Source organism: Sphingomonas sp. P3_C6 (assembly GCF_056402595.1).
This window is the reverse complement of the sequence record NZ_JBFUHB010000013.1, coordinates 24,149-44,260: the sequence shown is the minus strand read 5'-3', so window position 1 is coordinate 44,260 and position 20,112 is coordinate 24,149. Positions and strand designations below refer to the sequence as shown.

The window sequence follows — 20,112 nt, the reverse complement described above, 5'->3', positions numbered from 1 at the left end:
TGCGGCCTGACCGCCGCTAGATCAGGCGCTGGTCGGGGTGTCGGGGTCGTATTCGAGAAGGTCGCCGGGCTGGCAGTCAAGATGCCGGCATATGGCTTCCAGCGTCTCGAAGCGGAGGCCTTTGACCTTGCCCGATTTGAATAGCGACAGGTTCGCCTCGGTGGCGCCGATCGCGCGCGCCAGGTCTTTCGACCGCATCTTCCGCTTGGCGAGCATCACGTCGAGCCGGATGACGATCGCCATCAAAAGAACCCGGCACGGTCGCGCTCGATCTCCGAACCAAAAGCGACGACGTTCACGAACGCGAAGAGGAGCGTGCCAAGGACTACCGCATCAAGCTGGCGAAGTTCCAGCTTGACGACAACGGGGCTCATACCAGCAAAATACAGGGCAGCGTGGGTGACAAGCGGAACGATCGCATAGGCGACAAGCGCCCATGCGATCCGACGCATCAGCACTTGATTGTCAGCCGTGAAGATCAGGCGCCGCGCATAAAGACGGAAAAGGCCGATCAGGCTGGACAGGACCACCAGGCCTGGGATCAGGCGCAACGTCAGCAGCCCGGCCGCCAGCGTGGATTGCCCGATCGTATAGCGTGAGATCGCAACGAAGCCGGCTGGTATTTCGGCTGGATCGTCTTTCGTGACGATAAAGGAGAAGCCGCCATTCATCATGCCCGCGCGATCCCCGACACGGAAAAGCAGCAGGAGAACCTCAAGCGCAGCGGTCGCCGCCATGAGCGCCATGACGGCGCACGCGATGATGAAGAATAACCGTCCCCGCCACGCGAGCATGTCGCTCGGTGCCGAGGGTTCGCCCTTTCCAGAGCCACTAGAATGCCGAATCATGCTGCCTCCACGGCACCATGCTATGGATGCAATATTATCTTAAAACAATAATTATTTTCGATTCTGCGTCGGTCGATCCGGGGAGAGCGCCCTGCGGCCTTTCCTCAGTCCGCCTTCAACGCCCCCGTGATCTGCACCTCGGCCAGGCCGGCGACCATACCCGCCGGCACCCGCAGCCGGATGCGCACATTGCGTCCCTGGTTGGCGTCGGTGTCGATCGTGCGGGTCTGGCTGGCTTCCTGTCCCGCGATCTGCTCGACCAGCTTCTGCCACTTGCCCTGGCGATCCTGCACGTCCGCGATAAAACCATAGGGGCCTGGCTGCGGAAAGGTCAGGGTCAGGCGATGGACTTCCACGAAGCGCTCCATGTCGATGGTGACGCTCTTCACGGCATCGTCGGCCGTCGGCGCCCAGAACGTGGCCGGGTTGCCATCATTGACCAGGCGCGAACTGTGGTCGGGAGCACTGGTGCTGGCGAAGGTCGGGTTGCTCAGCCCGAATACCGTGTCGCCGGGCAGCTCCCGCAGCGGCGGCGTGAAGGGCGTGTACGGGCGATCGGCAGCCAGCGGCGTCTTTCCCGTCACGAATACCGGTCCGGAGAGCGTACGCACCGTGGCGACCGCGTCCTTCAGGCCGGCCGACGTCGCCCGCAACCGTGTCACGCCGGCCTGCCAGCTGCGCATCGTGATCGCCGCTTCGCCGTCGCGGATGACGATGTCGCTGTCGGGCGCGAAGTTGATCGTGCGGCCGGTCGGCAGTTCGCCGGGGCCCGAGTCGATCGCGAGGCGTACCGGCGGGCTGTTGCTGAGGCGCCGGCCCGCGGCATCGACCACGCTGACGATCACCTGCACATCGTCGGTGCCGTCGGCGTGCGCGATCGTCGGCGCGCTGGTCGTGATGCGCAACGCGGCGGGCGTACCGGCCACCGGCCACACCGGCGGCGGCACATGGGCATAGGCGTTGCGGTACCAGTAATATTGGCGCTTCGGCAGGCGAAAATAGTCGATCATACCCATGCCGCCGAAGCGCTTGCCTGCGATCGAGCCGTGATCGAACCCGGCCCAGATCACCTCGCCGGATCGCCACGGCAGGCGCCACGATCCTTCCTTCGTCTTGTCCGCACCCACCGTGTTCGGCAAGTCGTCCCAACCCGGCGCATAGTCGCCCGGCCGGTCGGCCATCGTCACCCCATATTCGGCGACGAAATTGGGGATGCCGGGATTGGGAAACAGGCTGGCGCCATCGCCGTTATAGCCGACGATATCGCCAAGCTTGTCGATCTCGCCGCGTTGCGCGCCGTCGATCGCCGCCGGGCGCGTGGGATCGAGCTCGTGGCTCAGGGCAGCCATCTCCGTCAACAGCCGCCGGGCCTCGGGCAGCGTCTCCTTCGTGGTGAAGAATACCTCGTTGTCCATGCCCCACACCACAATCGACGGATGATTGCGGTTGATGCGGATCATTTCGGCCAGTTGCTGCTTGGCGCTTGCGTCGAAGCCCGCGCGGTCGGCCATCTCGGTCGGATAGGCCGACGCGCCCCATGGATGCTTGAACGACGCGGTCCCCCAGAAAGGCGCCTCGGACAGGAACAACATGCCGAGCCTGTCGGTCGCCTCGGCGAAATGCGGATCGTGCGGATAATGCGATCCACGGATGAAGTCGAAGCCGGCGTCCTTGATCAGGCGCACGTCACGCTCGATCGCACCGTTGGAAACGGCGTCGCCCCAGCCGGCCTGATCCTGGTGAACATTGGCGCCCTTGAAGTACCGGTGCTTGCCGTTGAGGAAGAAGCCACGATCGGCAGTCCATTCGAACCAGCGAAAGCCGAACTCGGTCTCGAACCGGTCCCGCTCGCGGCCGGCGACGCGCAAGGAGGTGACGGCGCGGTACAGCGCCGGCGTCTCTGGGCTCCACAGGCGCGGGCGCGCTATTGGGGCCGACACCTGCTTTGCGATCAGCGTCGCGCCCGGATCGACGCCTACCCGCGTATCAGGCAGCGTCGCCACCGCACGGCCGCGGTCATCGATTATGCGGCTCTGCACCACCACGTCGACCCGCGCGGCGGCGTCGTTGCGTACCTCGGTCTCCACCGCCACCTTACCCGAATTGACCGAAAGCTCAGGCGTGGTGACGCGCGTGCCGGTCCACGGCACATGGACCGCGTCGGACGCGACCAGCCACACGTCGCGGTATATGCCGCCACTGAACACATGCTCGCCCGCGCGCGGTGCCAGCGTCGCCTGCCAGTCGTTGTTGACGCGGACCGCGATCAGGTTGCGCCCGGGGTGCAGTGCCTTGGTGATATCGACTGGAAAGCCGGTATAGCCGCCGCGATGGTGGCCGACCTCCACCCCGTTCACATAGACGCGCGCATCCTGGAACGCGCCTTCGAACTCCAGCGCCAGGCGGCGATCGGCGGGGAGCTGCGCCAGGGTCAGGGTTTTGCGGTACCAGCCATCGCCGGTGTAGAAATTGGCGGCGCGGAAATAGGGCATACTGAAGCTATGCGGCAAGCCGACCGGCTCCCAGCCGGCGTCGTTCAGCTCCGCTGCCTGTCCATTCTCGACCTTGCCCAGCTTGAACCGCCAGTCGGCGTTGAAGTTGATCCTGGTCCGGCCTTGCTCATAGACAGTCGGCGCTTGCTGCCCCCGCGCAGGCGCCAGCGCGACCGCACCGGACAGGAGCGCCGAGGCGATAACGGGCAGAAGCCTCGCAAGACTCAACATCCTCTTCTCCCACACCTTGTCGCAAGCCGGCGCTGCCAACGCTCTCCTTTTCATCTTTGCAGTTGATTTTTCATGGATGCAAACATGATTTCACGTCGGACATTATCACGGTGACCCACTGCCCTCCGCCGACCTCGACCGGGTGGGCGGTCGGGAACCAGCACTTCGGCTACCAGAAGCCCATGGCATCCTGACCGGAGTGACCACCTCGCTCATCGCGACGTGATCCGCGCGCTACCCGGCAAATTGCTGCGGCAGGCCCCGCGTGACCCGGAAGACCCGGACCGGCGGTGGCGGCAGCATCGGCACGTCGGGCTGGCGATGCCAGCTGCGCTTCAGCTCACGCGTCGCGAAATAGATCCGGTCAACCAGGCTTGAATTGCCGCGTGAGCGGAGCGGCGCGTTGCCCCGCGAACGCTCCGGGGCGATGCCGAGATCGAGGCTGACGCTGTTGGTGAGGATCAGCACGTCGCGGTCGCGCGGGCGTTCGACGAGGATGGGTCGCGCATCCGGAGCAGGCGCCATGACCTTTTCCAGCGGCGTGATCGGCGCGGGTGCGGCAACCGCGGCAACAGACTCCACCGGCGCTGCCGGAACACACTGCGGCACTGGGGCAGCGACCGCCGCCGTTGCCTGCTGGACCGGCTCGTGCGGCGGCAGGCCGGCCGCGGTGATGCCGATCCGCATCCGCCCCTCAAGCGCCGGGTCGATCACCGATCCCCAGACCAGCTCGGCGCCGGGATGCACATTCTCGCGCAGATACCCGACGGCCTCCTCGATCTCGAAAAGGCCGATATCCGCGCCGCCGGCGATGGTAATCAGCAGCCGCCGGGCGCCACGCGGCGCATCCTCGAGCAGTGGATTGCGCAGCGCGGATTCGGCCGCGAGCAGGGCGCGGTTCTTGCCCGCGCAGCTTTCGCCATAGCCGATCACTGCCCGACCGCCGGTGAGGGTCGCCCGGATGTCGGCGAGCGTCAGCCGCTTCAGCGCCGGGCGTGCGACCAGGCCAGCAAAGTCGGTGGCGCTCTCGCACACGATCGAATCGGACAGATTCAGCGCACCGCGAAACGTCATGTCGGGCCCGGCAATACGCAGCAGATGCTCGTTACAGACGACGACCAGGCCATCCACGCATTGCTCGAACGCCGCAATTCCGGCCGCCGCCAACCGGGTGCGCCGCGGCCCCTCAAAGGCAAAGGGCTTGGTCGCGATGCCGATCGTCAGGATACCGCGCTCGCGCGCCGCCCGGGCGATCACCGGGGCGGCACCGGTGCCGGTCCCCCCGCCGAAACCGGCCGCGACGAAGCAGAGCGACGTGCCGTCGAGCGCCTCGATGATCTCGGGCAAGGACTCCTCCGCGGCGGCGCGACCGATCTCGGGCTTGGCGCCCGCGCCGAGCCCGCCGGTGATGCCGCGGCCGAGCTGGATATGGCTTGCGCCCGGGGCGGCGCGCAGCGCCTGCACATCGGTGTTCGCGCAGAAAATCTTCATGCCATGGCCCGTCTCGCGGAACAGGCGTGCGACCGCATTGCCGCCGGCGCCGCCCACACCGATCAGGGTCACACCGGTCGCACCGTTCGAAGTCTGTTCCTGCTGCGTCATCTCTGGCCTCCTGTCCGGCGGGACTCGCCGTCGCCGATGTCGCACCGCTAGCCAGAGAAAATATGGTTAAACAGGTCGTAGAATCACAGTAACCATTAAATACCGATGTCGATATTCCTCAGTATTTATCCCGCATCGTGCCACCACGAAGCAAACACCATCTGTGGCTGACCACTAAGTGCTGACATTCCATGAAAACCGGCCCAACTACGCAGAATCACAGGTAAGGGTAACTACGATGCAGTAGTTTTACGCGCTACGCCCGACTCGAAATGATTCGTTAACCATGATGCGCATCATCAATGAGAGGCGGGCAACATGGACGAGCTCTTTATCGGCAGCGCGGTCTGCGAAATGACGAGCGGAGGAGAGATACTCCTGCCGCGCAGCTTCCACGAGACGGCGCGACAGCGCTCCGCCAGCGGCCAACTGTTCGTCGGCCTTCACGAGGAATCGCCCTGCCTGGTCGTCTATGACAAGGCCTTTGCCGCCCAGCAGCAATGGGATTTCGATACCCGCCGCGCCGCCTTTATCGGCTCCAACCTGCAGGCCCATCATACGCGGCTCAGGCGAAGCTTCGGCTTTGTCGAGGAGATCCTGCTCGCCCCCGATGGCATGATGGCGCTCGGTCCGCTGATGCGCGAGCGCGGCCGGATCGGGGAGTCGGTTTTGCTGGTAGCCACCGGCCAGCGCTTCGAGATCTGGGATCTCGACTACGTCCTTTCGCGCGGGCCCTCCGACCTCATGAAGCTCGCAACCCTCCATCTCAAAGTTCATATCGAGGCCTGCCATGTCCCTACTCTGCCGTCTGTCGATCCACGCCGCCGCGCCGCAGGCGTTCCGCAACCAGGGCTTCGAGTTCAGCAAATGCCGACATTGCGGCCGCGACATGATCCGGTCAGCGGAATCGCCGGAGACGAAGTGGCAGACCGTGCCCGCGGGATTTAGGGTCGACTGGAAAAATGCCGATATAAATCAGCTCGAAAACTGCCATGGATCAGGCTCGGCGCGGACTGGGACGATGATTCCGCCGCTTCTCGGCGATGTCGCACATGTCTCGGCTGCCTTGTTATATTGGCGCGTTCGCGATTGTCTTTCCAGGCCAACCCACCGTCGCGACCTAGTACTTCGCATCTCCCACGCGCAGAATAAATTTCCTGCCTAGTGATCGCATCGATTCATCGAGAGGGTTTTTAAGGCCTCGATAAATATAATGCACCGCAGCAAATCTTAATTCCGGCGCCATTTTTCGATATTGACCTACAATCCACCCTATGTGACCTTTTCCTTCAGGTCTGATATTGATGTTCGTTGACATGTTAGCGCAAAACAGAGGTGCAGGCGAGTTGGACGGAAGCCGTGGCGCACGCCCGGTGAATGCCGCACATGTCCATCGGGATCTTTTGCCGGTGGTAGTGGCCGTGTCGCGTGCCGCGCCGGAGAATCTCCCGGCGGGCGCTTCTGCATGGGGTCTGCCGCAAAAGGGGGCGACGATCCGCTTCACACCATTGGCGCTGGAGGAGATCGAGGAATGACGCGTAGCATCTATCTTGTCGACGATGACGATGCGGTCCGCGCGTCCCTGCACAGTCTGCTATCGCTCCAGTCGGACCTGCTGGTGCGCAGCTTCCGCAGCGGCGACCTGTTCCTGGGCGGCGCCTCGGAACTCGACCCGGGCGTGCTGCTGCTCGATTTCCACATGCCCGGATCGAACGGGATCGAAGTCCTGAACGCGCTTCAGGAGGTCGAGCCCAAGAAATTCGCGTCGGTGATCCTGACCGGTGAGGGGAATGTGGGGCTGGCGGTACAGGCGATGAAGGCGGGCGCGCTCGACTTCATCGAAAAGCCCTATGAGGCCGAGACATTGCTGCGCACCGTCGATGCCGCCTTTTCGCGGCTGACGCAGGACAATGCCGCCACCGCGCACACCGAGCAGGCCAAGGCCAAGATCGACGGACTGTCACCGCGCGAGCGTGACGTGCTGATGGGACTGATCGAGGGGCGGGCCAACAAGGTGATCGCCTATGAGCTCGACATCAGCCCGCGCACGGTGGAGATCTATCGCGCCAACCTGATGACCAAGCTCGGCGTCAGGAGCCTGCCCGAGGCGCTCCGCATCGCCTTCGCCGCCGGACTCATTCCCCAGCCCTGAGAAACCGGTTGAACGCGCGCGCAGCGAGCGCACTCTGACGGGCCGGGCCAGGTCAGCCGGCGCGCGGCATCCGCCACCGTTCGAGCGTCTCCGCCACGCCGGCCAGCGCCTGGCCGTGTCGGACGATGCATAGCGGATCGCCGGCCACCGGATCTTCCCCATCGTCGGCGAGCGCGATCACCCCGCGCCAGTGACGACTGGCGGCAACCGCCGCCAGCCGGCCACCGAGCACCCCCTTGTCGATCACGAGGATGCGGGGTGGCGGAGCAATGCGGTGGACGTGAGGATCTTCGGGATCGGCATCGAGCGTCACCAGGCTTTCGCCTTGCAGCGACAGGCGCGCGATGAGCGCGCTGCGCAGCCCGCCGTCACGTATGATCAGTACAATCAGTTCCTTTGCCGTCACGATATGGCCGATCTCGATGGGTGTAGTGTCCCCTCATGAAGCTAAGGCCACCGCCGCCTCGCATCTGTTCGTGGGAAACACTTAGTTCCGCATGGCTATGCGTCGGTGCGACACCGTAGTGCCGCCCCGGCGTTACCGGAGGATTACCCCCGCCCTATGTATATTTCCCCGCTGCAGCGGGCGGGTACACAGGATTATCGGGAAGGTGGGGAAGAGGGCATCACCGTCCCCGCTGCTGGGAGTCGATCATGGCGCGCTTGCGTCTCTCATGGCTGCGTTACCGGTTGGACGGGAAACGCGCGCGTGCGACCGCCCTCCACGGTCCGCACGCTTCGTGCGACGAGTCCGGCCATTGGGGTCTGGTCGATATGATGATGCGCGGTACGGAAGCGGGCGTCCGATGAGCGGCTCTGATCCTGGTGGTGTCCTGACCATCGACGATTCGCTGATGGTGCGGGCGATCATCGACGAAATGCTATCGAAGAACCGAGGCCTGCGGGTGATCGGATCGGCCCGCAACGTCGATATGGCGCGGATACTCATCGAGCGCCATCGACCGAACGCGATCGCCCCCGATCTTGCCACGCCGGCCATCAGCAATGTCTGGCGTCAGGAACGTCGGGATCGCAGGCCTGCCTGAATCCAGGCTTTGACGCTGTGCGGCCTGGGCCGCCTGCCGTGCCCGATAGCGCTTGTATCGGATCGCCGATCATGACCATGCAGGCGCCATGAACCCCGCGTGCCAATATCGGCACCGCGGCGCCTCCGGCATGATGGGATTTTCAGATGGGCCAGCTCCGCACCGCCAACAAGCGGCGCAACCGCGCCCTTGCCGCAAAGGTCGCCACGAAAGCGGTCACTGCCACGCCCGCCGCGAAGCCGGCATCGGCGAAGAAGGCAAAGCCAGCCACCGCCTGACACAGGGCGCGCGGCCGCCGCTCATGGTTCGGCCCAGGCTATTGTCCCCCGGGGGATCCTGCTGGCAGGCGGGCGCCATTCGCGGCAACCGGAGGACGATGAATTCTCGGCCGCTTACCGCGCCTGCCTAGAGGATGATGCGGAACAGTGCGCCGCCGGTGCGGCCGTCACCGATGTCGATCGACCCGCCATGCGCCACCACTACCTGACGCGCGAGGTTCAGCCCGACCCCGGTGCCCTCGGCCCGGGTGGTGAAGAAGGGCAGGAAGATGTCGCGCCGCAGATTCTCCGGCACGCCCGTTCCGCTATCCTCTACCTCGATCCAGATGCGCCCCGCGACACCCGACAGCGACAGCCGCACCCATTGCTCGGCGGTGCCGCGATGCGCGGCCTGGGCGGCATTGCGCAGCAGGTTGATCAGCACCTGTGCCAGCAGGTCGGGATCGGCGTCGAGGGCGATGTCGGGCTGGATTTCGAGAGTCAACGGCACATCGACCCATTCCACCGCGTACAGCTTGGCCAGTTCGGCGACGAACGGCCCCGCCTCGAACGACCGGCGGCGAAGCGCCGGCGCATGCGACACGGCGCGATAGCTGTCGATGAATCGCCGCAGCCCCTCCGCTCGTCGTGATAACGTCGTCACGGCGACACGTGCATCCGCCACATCGGGTGGCTCGGCGTCCAATAACATCTCGGCTGTCCCGGCGAGCGACGTCACCGGGGTGAGCGAATTCAGGATTTCGTGGGTCAGCACGCGGACCAGATCGGTCTGCGCCGCCATCTCGACCGTGTCGAGCGTGCCCTGGACCGGCTCGACCGTCACCGCGCGGATTCGCAGACCGAGCCGTTCGAGTGACGCAGCGCGAACGATCGCGCGCTGTGGACCACCAACCATGCGCAGGATCAGCAGCTCCTGCCGCGTATCACCCTCCATCTCCAGCCGCGAGGCGAAGGTGGCGCCATAGACGGCGAAATCTTCGGGCCTGACACCCTGGTGACGACCGAACAGCCGGCGGGCCGCCTTGTTGGCAGGAACGACGCCATGTGCCGCATCGATCGTCAGCAGCGCGACCGGCATGTCGTCGACCAGCGCCTCGAGATAGCGCATCTCACGCGCTGAGCGGTCGCGCTCGTCCTGCAATGTGCGCATCGCCCTATCCATCGCGCCGCCAAGCTCGCTGAAGCCGGCGCCGCCGCGCCCGTCGAAACGCGTGGCGAAATCCCTGGTGTTCAGCGCCTCGACAAAGCGCGCGACGGTGCGGTTGGTACGATCGACGTGCTTCCAGAGACCAGCTGCCGCAGCGAAGACGATCAGCCCGACGACGATCCGTGTGGCACCAAGCCCCTCAACCTCCCACGACCAGATGAATACGGCGAGCGCGACGAGAAGCGCCCCGATCCAGAGCGCCAGCACCAGCGTGAAGCGCCGGTCAAAGCCCATGTTTCTCCATCCGCCGATAAAGCGCAGCGCGCGACAGGCCGAGCTCTGTCGCCGCCATCGAAATGTTGTAGCCGTGCTTCTTCAGGGCCTCTTCGACCAGCCGGCGCTCGACCTTCTCAAGATTGAGTTCGGACATCGCGGGCACGACCACCGCCTCGGGCGCGACGCGCGGTGCGGACGGTGGGCCGAGCGGGAAATCCTCCGCTTCGAGCGGCGCGTCGCCCGACAGGATCACCGCCCGCTCGATCGCATGGCGCAGCGCGCGGACATTGCCCGGCCAGTCATGCGCAGCCAACGCCGTCCGTGCACCAGCGGTCAGTTCGGGCGCGGGCCGATTGTAGCGCCGGGCATAATGATCGAGGAAATGACTGACGAGCGCCGCCACGTCCTCGCGGCGGTCGCGCAAGGGCGGCAGCTCGATCTCGACGGTGTTGAGCCGGAACAGCAGATCCTGCCGGAAATGCCGGTCGTCGCGCATCGTTTGCGGCGTCATATTGGTCGCCGCGATTACCCGGATATCGACCGGAATCGGGCGATTGGCACCGACCGGCGTGACCTGGCGCTGCTCGAGCACCGTCAGCAGCTTGGGCTGGAGATGAAGTGGCAGATTGCCGATCTCGTCGAGGAACAACGTACCGCCATCCGCCGCCTGGATCCGCCCGATGCGATCGGCGCGGGCATCGGTGAAGGCCCCCTTCACATGGCCGAACAGTTCGGAATCGATCAACTCGGTCGCGATCGCGCCGAGATCGACCGTCAGCATCGGCTGGCGCGCGCGGAGCGACTTGGCGTGAAGTTCGCGTGCGACGATCTCCTTGCCGGTGCCGTTCTCGCCGAGCACCAGCACATTCGCTTCGGTCGGGGCCGCCCGGGCGATCAGCGAATGGACGCGTGCCATGGCGGGGGACTTACCGATCAGCGGGGTGCTGGTGCCCGGTTTCGTATCGGTGATCGCGACCACACGCGCCTTCTCCACCGCCACCGCGCGGCGCGAGCGGCGGAGCGACGCTGCGGTGCGCACGGTCGCGAGCAGGCGTTCGTTCGACCAGGGCTTCGACACGAAATCGGTCGCGCCGCGCTTCATCGCCTCGACCGCGACGTTCACGCCGGCATGGGCGGTGATCATCACCACCACCAGATCGGGGTCGATCGCGAGCAGCCGGTCGAGCCAGGCCAGTCCTTCCGCCGCGTCGGTCGCGCCGCGTGCGAAATTGGCGTCGAGCAGCACCACATCGGCCGATCGGCCGGCGATCGCGGTGATCGCCTCGTCCGGCGCCCGCGCCGTCACGACTTCATTAAAGAGGCCGCGCAGCAACAGCCGCGCGGCGGTCAATATATCTTCGTCGTCGTCCACCACGACGCAGAGATCGAATTCCGCCGTTTTCCCCATTGACCGCTCCCGTACAATCCGCGTGCGAAATCGGACAGTCAAATTCCGTGCCAGGATTGTGCCCCCGGTCGCGAATGCCCGAAAATCCACCGATTTCCGCATCTGGCACGCGCCATGCTGAACACATCATTGCCAACCGGCATCACCCAAGGAGACGACACATGAAACTCACTTTCACCCCGCAAATCCTCAGCGCCTTCGCTGCGATCCCCGTCACCACCTGCCTGACCATCGCCTCATCGGCACCGGTCGTGACCGTTGCCTCGATCGTCGGCAGCCAGATCGCATGACGCTGATTCGCGTCCGGTTCCGGACGTCACTGTCCGAAATCGGACACTAGGCCAGAGGCCGATCCACGATGTTCCGAGATATCGAGGCTGGCACGGCGCTTGCTGAGCCTGGATCGACCAGGGGAGTGCCGATGAGTGTCGTTCGCATGAAAGGGGACCAGCCGGCCGGTGACCGTCCAGTTACAGGCAGTGGGATGGACCGTGTCGTCGAGACCCGGAAGCTGTCGACACGAACCAAGATCGCCATCGGCGGCACCGTATTGCTCGCCCTTGCGCTCGCCTTCTGGTTCTTCGCCCCGCGCGGCGGATCGCAAACCGTCGCCAGTGACCGGCTGACCATCTCGCAGGTGCGCACCGGCCAGTTCGAGGATTTCATTCCGCTCCGGGCCCGGGTCACCCCGCTTCTGACCGTCTATCTCGATGCGATCGAAGGTGGCCGGGTGGAGAAGGTGATCGCCGAGGATGGCGCCAGCCTCGCCAAGGGCGAACTGATCGTCGAGCTGTCCAATGCCGAACTCCAGCTCTCCACGCTCGCCCGCCAGACCGAGGTCGAGCAGCAGATCAACAATATGCGCAGCCAGGAGCTTGCGCTCGCCCAGACCCGCCTTGCCAATGAACGCTCGCTGATCGACGCCGATCTCGCCGCGACCAAGGCCCGCCGCCAATATGAGCGAGAGCAGCCACTTGCTTCCAAGGGCTTCGTCTCGGGCAAGCAGTTCAACGATACGCGCGACGATTATCTTTCCGCACAAAAGCGTATGGACGCCATCCGCCGCAGCCAGGCGACCGACGAGCGCCTGCAGGGCAGCCAGCTTGCCCAGCAGCGCGCCTCCGCCGCCTCGATGCAATCGAGCCTCCAGCTCGCCCGCGCCAATCTCGATGCGCTCAACCTGCGCGCGCCGGTGGCGGGCCAGCTTTCCGGCTTTTCGGTCCAGGTCGGACAATCGCTGAAGCCCGGCGAGCGCATCGGCCAGATCGACAGCCCGGGCCGCAACAAGCTGATGGCCGGCGTCGATGAATTCTATCTTGGTCGGGTTCAGATCGGTCAGAAAGCGAGCGTCGACTGGAACGGCAAGACCTTCGCCGCGAGAGTGACCAAAATCTATCCGCAGGTGCAAAACGGCCAGTTCCAGGTCGACCTTCAGTTCCTCGGCACCGAGCCGGCCAATATCCAGCGCGGCCAGACGATGCAGGCCAAGCTCACCCTTGGTGACCCCGCCCCGGCGCGACTGATCCCGGCAGGCGCCTTCTACAACGAGACCGGCGGCGCCTGGGTGTTCGTGGTTTCGCCCGACGGCGGCAGCGCGACGAAGCGCCCGGTCCGCCTCGGCCGCCGCAACCCGGATTCGATCGAGGTGCTCGAGGGGCTCGATGCCGGCGAGCGGGTCATCACATCCCCCTATACCGGTTTCGCCGACAAGGACCGGCTCGACCTGACGGCCAAAGGAAAGGACTAAGCTATGCTGGAAATGCGCGCGCTTTCGCGGACCTACCGTACCGACACGATCGAGACGACCGCGCTCGACGCCATCGACCTCGACATCGCCGACGGCGAGTTCGTTGCGATCATGGGGCCGTCGGGCTGCGGCAAATCGACCCTGCTCAACCTGATGGGTATGCTCGATCTGCCATCAAGCGGATCATATGTGTTCAACGGCCAGGAGGTCGCCGGCCTTGGCGAAAGCCGTCTCGCCGAAGTGCGCAAGGCGAATATCGGCTTCATTTTCCAGAGCTTCAACCTGGTCGACGAACTGTCGGTGCGGGAGAATGTCGAGCTTGCCCTGCTCTATCACGACGTTCCCACCGCCGAGCGCAAGCGCCGCACCGATGTGGTGATGGACCGGGTCGGCATCGCCCACCGCGCCCGCCACAGGCCGAGCCAGTTGTCGGGCGGCCAGCAGCAGCGTGTCGCCGTTGCCCGCGCGCTGGTCGCCGAGCCGAAGCTGATCCTGGCCGACGAGCCGACCGGCAATCTCGACACCAATCACGGCGACGAGGTGATGCGCATGCTCCAGCAGTTGAATGCGGAAGGATCGACCATCGTAATGGTCACCCATTCCCCCGCCCATGCCGATTACGCCAGCCGCGTCGTCAACATGCTCGACGGCCGCATTCTGCAGCAGCACCGCCGCGCCGCCTGACGCGACCAATTCCGGAGATCAGCCATGTGGCGCAATTACCTGACCGTCGGTGTCCGCGCGCTTGCGAAGAACCGCGCTTATGCCTTCATCAACATCGCTGGCCTGGCGCTGGGCATCGCGGCGTGCCTGCTGATCCTCGGCTTCGTACGGTACGAGATGACCTTCGACAGCTGGCTGCCCGACGCCGACCGAGCCTTCCAGATGCAGGATTTTTACCATCCGACCCAGCAGGGCGGGGAGGAGATGAAGCTGCAGCAGACCAGCTTCCCGGTCGGCCCGGCACTGAAGAAGGATTTCTCGCAGGTCGAACAAGCCGTGTACCTCACCCGCGCCGGCGTGGTCGCGATCAAGGACGGCCAGCCCAATTTCATCGACCAGTCGGTCCTGACTGACGGCCCGTTGTTCCAGGTATTGCGTGTGCCCTTCGTACATGGCGATCCGGCACACGCACTCGACGATCCCCATGCGGCGACGATGAGCGTGAAGCAGGCGATCAAGCTGTTCGGTACCGACGACGTCGTCGGCCGCACCATCACCTTGGTCAGCGGTGGGGTGACCGCCGATTACCGGATTACCGGCGTGTTCAAGGACATGCCGAAGAATTCGTCACTCGCCTTCGGCCTGGTCGCGCGATTCGATCCGCACCAGTATTTCGCACGTGTCCCGACCGCGCTGTCGAGCTGGAACAACCAGAACGGCATGTATTTCGTCAGGCTGGCCAAGGGTAGCGACGCGGACACGATCAATGCCGGCCTTGCCGCCTGGGAAAAGCGCAACATCCCCGACGAACCGGACGGCGAAGGCAAGCACAATCCCGGCGACGACCAGGACTATAAGCTCGTCAACGTCCGCGACATCCATCTGGGCGACGCACAGAATGGTGCGATGACCCCGGGCAACGACCGGGGCACGATCATCACCTTCGCCGTCATCGCGCTACTGATCCTTGGTATGGCCTGCGTCAACTTCACCAACCTGGCCACCGCCCGCGCCACCCAGCGCGCCCGCGAGGTCGCCTTGCGCAAGGTGCTCGGCGCAACACGGCGGCAGCTCATCATCCAGTTCATCGGGGAATCGCTCCTGCTGGCGGCCATCGCCATGCTGGTCGCGCTGGCGATCGTCGAACTGGCGCTCCCGGCGCTCAACAGCTTCCTCGATGCCCAGATCCAACTTCGGTATTTCGCGGTCGACGGCCTGATCATTCCCGTGATCCTGCTCACCCTGCTGGTCGGGCTTGCCGGCGGGCTCTACCCTGCGCTCGTCCTGTCACGGTTCGAGCCGGCGCGCGTGCTGAAGGCGAACAAGTCGGGCGCCGATGCCGAAGGGTCGGGACGGCTGCGCAACATATTGGTGGTCGCCCAGTTCGCCGTATCGATCGGCCTGATCATCTGTACCACGATCGTCTATGCGCAGACGGTCTATGCCCGCACCACCGACGCAGGGTATCGGCGTGACGGCCTGTTGCAGATCGAGGGGGTGGGACGTCCGCAGGCCGAGAAGGTCGCCGCGTCGATGCGCGAAGAATTGAAGCGCGTCCCCGGCGTGACGGCGATTGGCCGTACCCAGATCGCGGTCGATGGCGGGCGCAACTCCATGACGGAGGTGCAGGTTGCGGGGCAGTCCAACCGGGTCACGCTCGGCGTGTACGGGGTAGAGCCCGGCTTTTTCGAGGCGATGAGCATGAAGATGCTCGCCGGCCGCGGGCTGCGCGAGAACACCCCCATGGACGACGCGTCGATACCGACCCCGACCGACAATGCCGCCGAGCAGGCGCTCGTCCGGCGCGGGGCCAACATCGTGGTGAGCGAGTCGGCGGCGCAGCGGCTCGGCTTCGCCACGCCCCAGGCGGCGATCGGCAAGGTCGTCATGACCAGCCTGGTCTCGAACGAGAACGGCCTGGTGCCCTCGACCATCGTGGGCGTGGTCGCGGATGCCCGCTTCCGCTCCGTGCGCGATCCGCTCCAGCCGATCTTCTATTTCGGCGTAACCGATGGCTTCGTGCAACAGATGGTGCGCTTCCAGGGTGCCGATCCCAAGGCGGTCTATGACCGGGCCGAAGCGATCTGGAAGCGGCTGACCCCGGACATTCCGTTCCGCGCCCGCTTCGTCGACGATATCGTGCGCGATCTCTACAATGCCGACGAAGCCCGGGCGAAGCTGTTCGGCGCCTTCGCGATCCTGGCGGTGGTGATCGGCTGCCTCGGCCTGTTCGGCCTCGCTTCCTTCACCGCCGAGCGTCGCACCAAGGAGATCGGCATCCGCAAGGTGCTTGGCGCCCGCACCAGCGACATCCTGCGCCTGCTGGTCTGGCAGTTCAGCCGGCCGGTGCTGATCGCCAACATGATCGCCTGGCCGATCGCCTGGTGGGTGATGCGGGGCTGGCTCAACGGCTTCGACACGCGCATCGCACTCACGCCGGTGCCGTTCCTGCTGGCTGGCCTGCTGGCGGTGCTGATCGCGATCGGGACGATATCCGCCCATGCCTATCGCGTGGCGAGGACAAGCCCTATCCGCGCGCTACGCTATGAATAGGGGGCGCTACGAATAAGGAGACGTCGCGGCAGGCTCTTTTCCTCGGCCTGCCGCGGCACCGTTTTAGAGGGAAGCGACGAACCCGGCCATGAAGCGTTCGAGCCTGGCCCGGATTGCCTCGTCGATCAGATTACCCTCGGCATCGAAGGACTTGCCCGCCGCCGGGACCATCAGCTTCTGCCCGGTCCACAGTTCGGCGCCGAGCGTACGCAGGGTTGGCAGCCACCCATTTTGCGAGAGAATCGTCCCGAAATTCCCGAGCGAGGCGCCGATCATCGCGACCGGCTTTCCGCCGAACACGCGGGGAATGTCGCTGCCGGGACGCGACATCCAGTCGATCGCGTTCTTGAACACGCCCGGCACGCCGTTGTTATATTCGGGCGTGACGAGCAGCAGGCCGTCCGCCTCGGCGACCGCGTCCTTCAACACGGTCACCGCGGCGGGAAAACCCTCGGCTTCGACATCGCCATTGTAGAGCGGCACCTCGGCGATCGAGTGGATCGTCAGGTCGGCCCCTTCCGGCATTACTTCAAGCGCGCCCCGTAGCAGGCCGGCATTGTAGGAATGCCGACGAAGGCTCCCCGCAATGCCGACCAGCCTGAGGGCCATCAGCGCTTGCCGTCGACCAGGCGCTCGATGCCCAGCGGGTTCGCCTGCTTGAGCGCGGCTGGGAGCAGATCGTCAGGCAGATCCTGATAGGAGACCGGCCGCAGGAAGCGATCGATCGCCTTGCTGCCAACCGAGGTGGAACGGCCATCGGCGGTCGACGGGTAAGGCCCGCCATGGACCATGGCATGCGCCACTTCCACGCCGGTGCCGAAACCGTTGACCAGGATACGGCCGACCTTGCGCTCCAGATGCGGGATCAGCTTTGCCGCTTCGGGATGATCGGCTTCGACGATGTGGATCGCCGCGGTGAGCTGCCCCTCCAGATGATCGACGACCTTGGTCACCGTCTCCAGATCCGGGCAGCGCACCACCAGGGAGGCAGCGCCGAAGATCTCGTCCTGCAACTCGTGATGGGTCAGGAAATGTTCGGCGGTGGTCAGGAACAGGCCGGCCTGACCCTGAGTGTTGTGCCCCGGCTTGCCGCGGGCGACGGTCTCCACCGTGTCGTGGCCACCGATCGCATCGACGCCGCACTGATACGCCTTGGCGATGCCTGGGGTGAGCATCGTTGCAGCCGGCATGTCCGTCAGGGCGGCGGAGGCGGCGTCGACGAACGTGTCGAGGTCCGGGCCCTCGACAGCCAGGATCAGGCCAGGATTGGTGCAGAACTGGCCGGCGCCCAGCGTCAGCGAGCCGACGAATGCCTTGGCGGTGGCCTCGGCCTTCTCCGCCAGCGCGTTCGGAAACAGGATGACCGGGTTGATCGAGCTCATCTCGGCATAGACCGGGATCGGCTCGGGACGGTTCTGCGCGATCTTCATCAGCGCCGTGCCGCCACCACGCGAGCCGGTGAAGCCGGCAGCCTTGATGCGCGCATCGGCGACCAGGCCCTGACCGATGGTGCGGCCCGAATCGTATAGCAGCGAGAAGACGCCTTCCGGCAGGCCGCAATCGGCGACTGCCTTGCGTACCGCGCCGCCGACCAGTTCCGACGTGCCGGGATGCGCGCTGTGCGCCTTGGTCACGACCGGGCAGCCCGCGGCGAGCGCCGAGGTGGTGTCGCCGCCGGCGACCGAGAAGGCGAGCGGGAAGTTGGACGCGCCGAACACGGCGACCGGGCCGAGGCCGATGTTGCGCAAACGAAGGTCCGGCTTGGGCGCGGGTGTGCGGGCCGGATCGGCATGGTCGATGCGCACGTCGAGATAATGGCCGTCGCGCACGACCTGGGCGAACAGGCGGAGCTGACCGCAGGTACGCCCGCGCTCGCCTTCGAGGCGGCCACGCGGCAGGCCGGTCTCGGCCATGGCGCGCTCGATCAGTTCGTCGCCCAGCGCCATGATGTTGTCGGCGATCGTTTCGAGGAACTTGGCGCGATCCTCGGGCGAGGTCTCGCGATAGGTGTCGAACGCTTCGTCGGCCAGGCGGCAGGCGGTGTCGAGGTCTTCGAGCGTCGCACCGCCAAAGGCGGGCTCCATCGGCTCGCCGGTCTCGGCCTGGATCGCGCGGATCTCGCCCTGGGTGCCGCGCACGGCGCGCGCGCCAATGAACATTTCGCCGTTGATGGTCATGCTGATCTCCTTGGCCGCTTCCGCGGTCGGTTCGACGTGTAAATAGTTACGGTTGCGGCGTGTACGAGGGGCAGAAGCCCAAAATCGCCTTTTGCCTATGAAATCTGTGCCGCGATCCGGATCGTCAGCGCGGCAAGCCTTTGCCGTGGCCGGTGTCGCGGTGTCAAAGCCCTTGTTCGATCCCCCTCATTTAAACAGTTCCAGCGGCACCGCGTCCCCCATCGCACGGTGGCCCGCGACGCTCGGGTGAAGGTGATCGCCCTTGTCGAGATCGGGACGCAGGCGCATCCGGTCGTTTGGATCGCGCATCACCGCATCGAAATCCACCACAGCGTCGAAATTGCCGGGGGTACGGATCCAGGCGTTGATCGCCTGGCGATCGGCCTCGTTCTGCGCATCGGGGTGGTAATAGTCATTGCCGCCATAAGGCAGGATCGTCCCGCCGATGGCCTTGATGCCGCCCGCCCGCGCGCGTGCGACGATCTGGCGATAGGCGCCGGTGATCCGCCGGACGAGTGCCGCATGCGCCTCCGCGCTCTGCGGCGCCTCGCGGGTGAAGGTGCCGAGATCGTTCACGCCCTCCAGCACGATCAGGTACCGCACCCCGGCCTGCGCCAGCACGTCGCGGTCGAAACGGGCGAGCGCATTGGGGCCGAGCCCGTCGAGCAGCAGCCGCCCGCCGCCTATGCCATGGTTGAGGACGGTAATGTCGCGCGTCGCCGACAAGGCCTGAAGCCGGTCGGCCAGGCGATCGGGCCAGCGATCATTGCCGTTGGTGGTCGAGCCATTGCCATCGGTGATCGAGTCCCCCAGCGTCACGATCGCTCGGGCGCCGGCCCGCGCCATCACTTCGACACCGGCAATCTGATACCAGTGATCGACCGTCTTCGCGCCGGTCAGCTCCGCCTCGGCCACCTTGTTGCCGTGCAGGACATAGGAGGTCGCACGCGAGCCGGGATGGCCGGTCTGGCGCGCGGGTGCCTCGGGCAGATGCAGCGTGATCGCCAGGCTGGCCAGGGCCGGCACGCGTAGCACCACCGGATCGGACAGATAGCTGGCGCCGGCCGGGATGATCACCTCGGACACGCCATCGAAGGTCAGCGTCCGGTCAGTCGCCGTGTCGATCTTCGAGGTGGCGCTTCCCGCCGACAGCGCGACATGCGCCGAATCGATGCGGAGAGGGTCAGTGCCGAAGGCGTTGGAAAGCACCACCCTGATCTGCGACCCGCCGGCGCTGACCCGCACGACCTGACGCAGGGTCGCGTCCTTCAGATCGGCATCGGGCAGCGCGTTGTTCGGCTCGGGAATCTGCTGCGACGCGGCCCAGCTCCGCACCCAGTGGCCGGGCGGGGGCGGCGCGGCCGAGCCGGCTACCGCCAGGCACAATAGGGATGCAGCGATCGTGCGCGTGAAGATGCTCATCGGAAATCTCCCCTCCCGTCGTCCGCCGCCATTGTGCTCCCGCGAAGGCGGGAGCCCAGACTGGGTCCCC

The 20,112-nt window shown here is 65.5% G+C and carries 19 protein-coding genes; 9 read left to right on the top strand and 10 right to left on the bottom strand.

Translation table 11 applies throughout. The features are described from left to right. Positions 1-21 precede the first annotated feature (21 nt). The 4 genes from AC1DT7_RS13840 to ftsZ all read right to left on the bottom strand — a co-directional run bounded on the left by AC1DT7_RS13840 (position 22) and on the right by ftsZ (position 5,173). Complete coding sequence (locus AC1DT7_RS13840) at positions 22-243, bottom strand: helix-turn-helix domain-containing protein (RefSeq protein ID WP_478036612.1); 222 nt, start codon at positions 241-243, stop codon at positions 22-24. Beyond that, entirely contained in the window at positions 243-794 is a 552-nt protein-coding gene (locus AC1DT7_RS13835; protein ID WP_478036611.1) for a hypothetical protein, read from the bottom strand. The genes AC1DT7_RS13840 and AC1DT7_RS13835 overlap by 1 nt, the downstream gene beginning before the upstream one ends. 158 nt (positions 795-952) lie before the next feature. Beyond that, the gene (locus AC1DT7_RS13830; RefSeq protein WP_478036610.1) at positions 953-3,571 is read right to left on the bottom strand and encodes a glycoside hydrolase family 2 protein; all 2,619 of its coding nucleotides are present in this window, start codon (positions 3,569-3,571) and stop codon (positions 953-955) included. A 234-nt stretch (positions 3,572-3,805) separates the two neighbouring features. Continuing rightward, entirely contained in the window at positions 3,806-5,173 is a 1,368-nt protein-coding gene (ftsZ, locus tag AC1DT7_RS13825; RefSeq protein WP_478036608.1) for a cell division protein FtsZ, read from the bottom strand. A gap of 318 nt (positions 5,174-5,491) precedes the next feature. Here ftsZ and AC1DT7_RS13820 point away from each other — a divergent pair, with 318 nt between their 5' ends. From AC1DT7_RS13820 to AC1DT7_RS13810, 3 genes are all read left to right on the top strand, one after another. Next, positions 5,492-6,121: a division/cell wall cluster transcriptional repressor MraZ gene (locus AC1DT7_RS13820; RefSeq protein ID WP_478036607.1), complete on the top strand. Its 630-nt coding sequence runs from the start codon at positions 5,492-5,494 to the stop codon at positions 6,119-6,121. Positions 6,122-6,546: 425 nt separating this feature from the next. After that, entirely contained in the window at positions 6,547-6,708 is a 162-nt protein-coding gene (locus AC1DT7_RS13815; RefSeq protein ID WP_478036606.1) for a hypothetical protein, read from the top strand. Continuing rightward, entirely contained in the window at positions 6,705-7,325 is a 621-nt protein-coding gene (locus tag AC1DT7_RS13810) for a response regulator transcription factor (RefSeq protein WP_478036604.1), read from the top strand. Before AC1DT7_RS13815 ends, AC1DT7_RS13810 begins: the two co-directional genes overlap by 4 nt. Positions 7,326-7,377: 52 nt before the next feature. On the opposite strand, the gene AC1DT7_RS13805 is transcribed toward AC1DT7_RS13810, so the two are convergent. Continuing rightward, positions 7,378-7,731: a hypothetical protein gene (locus tag AC1DT7_RS13805; RefSeq protein ID WP_478036603.1), complete on the bottom strand. Its 354-nt coding sequence runs from the start codon at positions 7,729-7,731 to the stop codon at positions 7,378-7,380. A 448-nt stretch (positions 7,732-8,179) separates the two neighbouring features. Here AC1DT7_RS13805 and AC1DT7_RS13800 point away from each other — a divergent pair, with 448 nt between their 5' ends. Both AC1DT7_RS13800 and AC1DT7_RS13795 read left to right on the top strand, forming a co-directional pair. Next, positions 8,180-8,371, top strand: coding sequence for a response regulator (locus AC1DT7_RS13800; protein WP_478036602.1), 192 nt, complete (start codon positions 8,180-8,182; stop codon positions 8,369-8,371). A 146-nt stretch (positions 8,372-8,517) separates the two neighbouring features. Then, on the top strand, positions 8,518-8,649 hold the full coding sequence (locus tag AC1DT7_RS13795; RefSeq protein WP_478036601.1) for a hypothetical protein: 132 nt from the start codon (positions 8,518-8,520) through the stop codon (positions 8,647-8,649). Positions 8,650-8,776: 127 nt separating this feature from the next. Here the strand turns inward: AC1DT7_RS13795 and AC1DT7_RS13790 are convergent, their stop codons facing one another. Together AC1DT7_RS13790 and AC1DT7_RS13785 are read right to left on the bottom strand one after the other, a co-directional pair. After that, a complete protein-coding gene (locus AC1DT7_RS13790) occupies positions 8,777-10,090 on the bottom strand; it encodes a sensor histidine kinase (protein ID WP_478036600.1) in 1,314 nt (437 codons plus the stop codon). Then, complete coding sequence (locus AC1DT7_RS13785; RefSeq protein WP_478036598.1) at positions 10,080-11,480, bottom strand: sigma-54-dependent transcriptional regulator; 1,401 nt, start codon at positions 11,478-11,480, stop codon at positions 10,080-10,082. The genes AC1DT7_RS13790 and AC1DT7_RS13785 overlap by 11 nt, the downstream gene beginning before the upstream one ends. Before the next feature lie 161 nt (positions 11,481-11,641). Between AC1DT7_RS13785 and AC1DT7_RS13780 the strand changes: the two genes are divergently transcribed. The 4 genes from AC1DT7_RS13780 to AC1DT7_RS13765 all read left to right on the top strand — a co-directional run bounded on the left by AC1DT7_RS13780 (position 11,642) and on the right by AC1DT7_RS13765 (position 16,443). Further along, positions 11,642-11,770, top strand: coding sequence for a hypothetical protein (locus AC1DT7_RS13780; protein ID WP_478036597.1), 129 nt, complete (start codon positions 11,642-11,644; stop codon positions 11,768-11,770). Positions 11,771-11,901: 131 nt separating this feature from the next. Next, the gene (locus tag AC1DT7_RS13775) at positions 11,902-13,227 is read left to right on the top strand and encodes an efflux RND transporter periplasmic adaptor subunit (protein WP_478036596.1); all 1,326 of its coding nucleotides are present in this window, start codon (positions 11,902-11,904) and stop codon (positions 13,225-13,227) included. Positions 13,228-13,230: 3 nt separating this feature from the next. After that, a complete protein-coding gene (locus AC1DT7_RS13770; protein ID WP_478036594.1) occupies positions 13,231-13,911 on the top strand; it encodes an ABC transporter ATP-binding protein in 681 nt (226 codons plus the stop codon). Between the two features lie 24 nt (positions 13,912-13,935). Beyond that, the gene (locus AC1DT7_RS13765) at positions 13,936-16,443 is read left to right on the top strand and encodes an FtsX-like permease family protein (RefSeq protein ID WP_478036593.1); all 2,508 of its coding nucleotides are present in this window, start codon (positions 13,936-13,938) and stop codon (positions 16,441-16,443) included. Between the two features lie 63 nt (positions 16,444-16,506). On the opposite strand, the gene AC1DT7_RS13760 is transcribed toward AC1DT7_RS13765, so the two are convergent. From AC1DT7_RS13760 to AC1DT7_RS13750, 3 genes are all read right to left on the bottom strand, one after another. Further along, the gene (locus tag AC1DT7_RS13760) at positions 16,507-17,052 is read right to left on the bottom strand and encodes an NADPH-dependent FMN reductase (RefSeq protein WP_478036592.1); all 546 of its coding nucleotides are present in this window, start codon (positions 17,050-17,052) and stop codon (positions 16,507-16,509) included. Continuing rightward, the gene (locus AC1DT7_RS13755) at positions 17,052-18,620 is read right to left on the bottom strand and encodes an aldehyde dehydrogenase (NADP(+)) (protein ID WP_478036590.1); all 1,569 of its coding nucleotides are present in this window, start codon (positions 18,618-18,620) and stop codon (positions 17,052-17,054) included. Before AC1DT7_RS13755 ends, AC1DT7_RS13760 begins: the two co-directional genes overlap by 1 nt. A 186-nt stretch (positions 18,621-18,806) precedes the next feature. Then, the gene (locus tag AC1DT7_RS13750; protein ID WP_478036589.1) at positions 18,807-20,042 is read right to left on the bottom strand and encodes an SGNH/GDSL hydrolase family protein; all 1,236 of its coding nucleotides are present in this window, start codon (positions 20,040-20,042) and stop codon (positions 18,807-18,809) included. Positions 20,043-20,112 lie beyond the last annotated feature (70 nt).

Excerpts from the sequence above, each read along its gene's own strand:
- AC1DT7_RS13835 (WP_478036611.1), bottom strand. The coding sequence starts at position 794 with ATGCTCGCGTGGCGGGGACGGTTATTCTTCATCATCGCGTGCGCCGTC.
- AC1DT7_RS13760 (WP_478036592.1), bottom strand. The coding sequence starts at position 17,052 with ATGGCCCTCAGGCTGGTCGGCATTGCGGGGAGCCTTCGTCGGCATTCC.
- AC1DT7_RS13840 (WP_478036612.1), bottom strand. The coding sequence starts at position 243 with ATGGCGATCGTCATCCGGCTCGACGTGATGCTCGCCAAGCGGAAGATG.
- AC1DT7_RS13790 (WP_478036600.1), bottom strand. The coding sequence starts at position 10,090 with ATGGGCTTTGACCGGCGCTTCACGCTGGTGCTGGCGCTCTGGATCGGG.
- AC1DT7_RS13770 (WP_478036594.1), top strand. The coding sequence starts at position 13,231 with ATGCTGGAAATGCGCGCGCTTTCGCGGACCTACCGTACCGACACGATC.
- AC1DT7_RS13775 (WP_478036596.1), top strand. The coding sequence starts at position 11,902 with ATGAGTGTCGTTCGCATGAAAGGGGACCAGCCGGCCGGTGACCGTCCA.
- ftsZ (WP_478036608.1), bottom strand. The coding sequence starts at position 5,173 with ATGACGCAGCAGGAACAGACTTCGAACGGTGCGACCGGTGTGACCCTG.
- AC1DT7_RS13810 (WP_478036604.1), top strand. The coding sequence starts at position 6,705 with ATGACGCGTAGCATCTATCTTGTCGACGATGACGATGCGGTCCGCGCG.
- AC1DT7_RS13800 (WP_478036602.1), top strand. The coding sequence starts at position 8,180 with ATGGTGCGGGCGATCATCGACGAAATGCTATCGAAGAACCGAGGCCTG.
- AC1DT7_RS13830 (WP_478036610.1), bottom strand. The coding sequence starts at position 3,571 with ATGTTGAGTCTTGCGAGGCTTCTGCCCGTTATCGCCTCGGCGCTCCTG.
- AC1DT7_RS13755 (WP_478036590.1), bottom strand. The coding sequence starts at position 18,620 with ATGACCATCAACGGCGAAATGTTCATTGGCGCGCGCGCCGTGCGCGGC.
- AC1DT7_RS13765 (WP_478036593.1), top strand. The coding sequence starts at position 13,936 with ATGTGGCGCAATTACCTGACCGTCGGTGTCCGCGCGCTTGCGAAGAAC.
- AC1DT7_RS13795 (WP_478036601.1), top strand. The coding sequence starts at position 8,518 with ATGGGCCAGCTCCGCACCGCCAACAAGCGGCGCAACCGCGCCCTTGCC.
- AC1DT7_RS13785 (WP_478036598.1), bottom strand. The coding sequence starts at position 11,480 with ATGGGGAAAACGGCGGAATTCGATCTCTGCGTCGTGGTGGACGACGAC.
- AC1DT7_RS13750 (WP_478036589.1), bottom strand. The coding sequence starts at position 20,042 with ATGAGCATCTTCACGCGCACGATCGCTGCATCCCTATTGTGCCTGGCG.
- AC1DT7_RS13780 (WP_478036597.1), top strand. The coding sequence starts at position 11,642 with ATGAAACTCACTTTCACCCCGCAAATCCTCAGCGCCTTCGCTGCGATC.
- AC1DT7_RS13820 (WP_478036607.1), top strand. The coding sequence starts at position 5,492 with ATGGACGAGCTCTTTATCGGCAGCGCGGTCTGCGAAATGACGAGCGGA.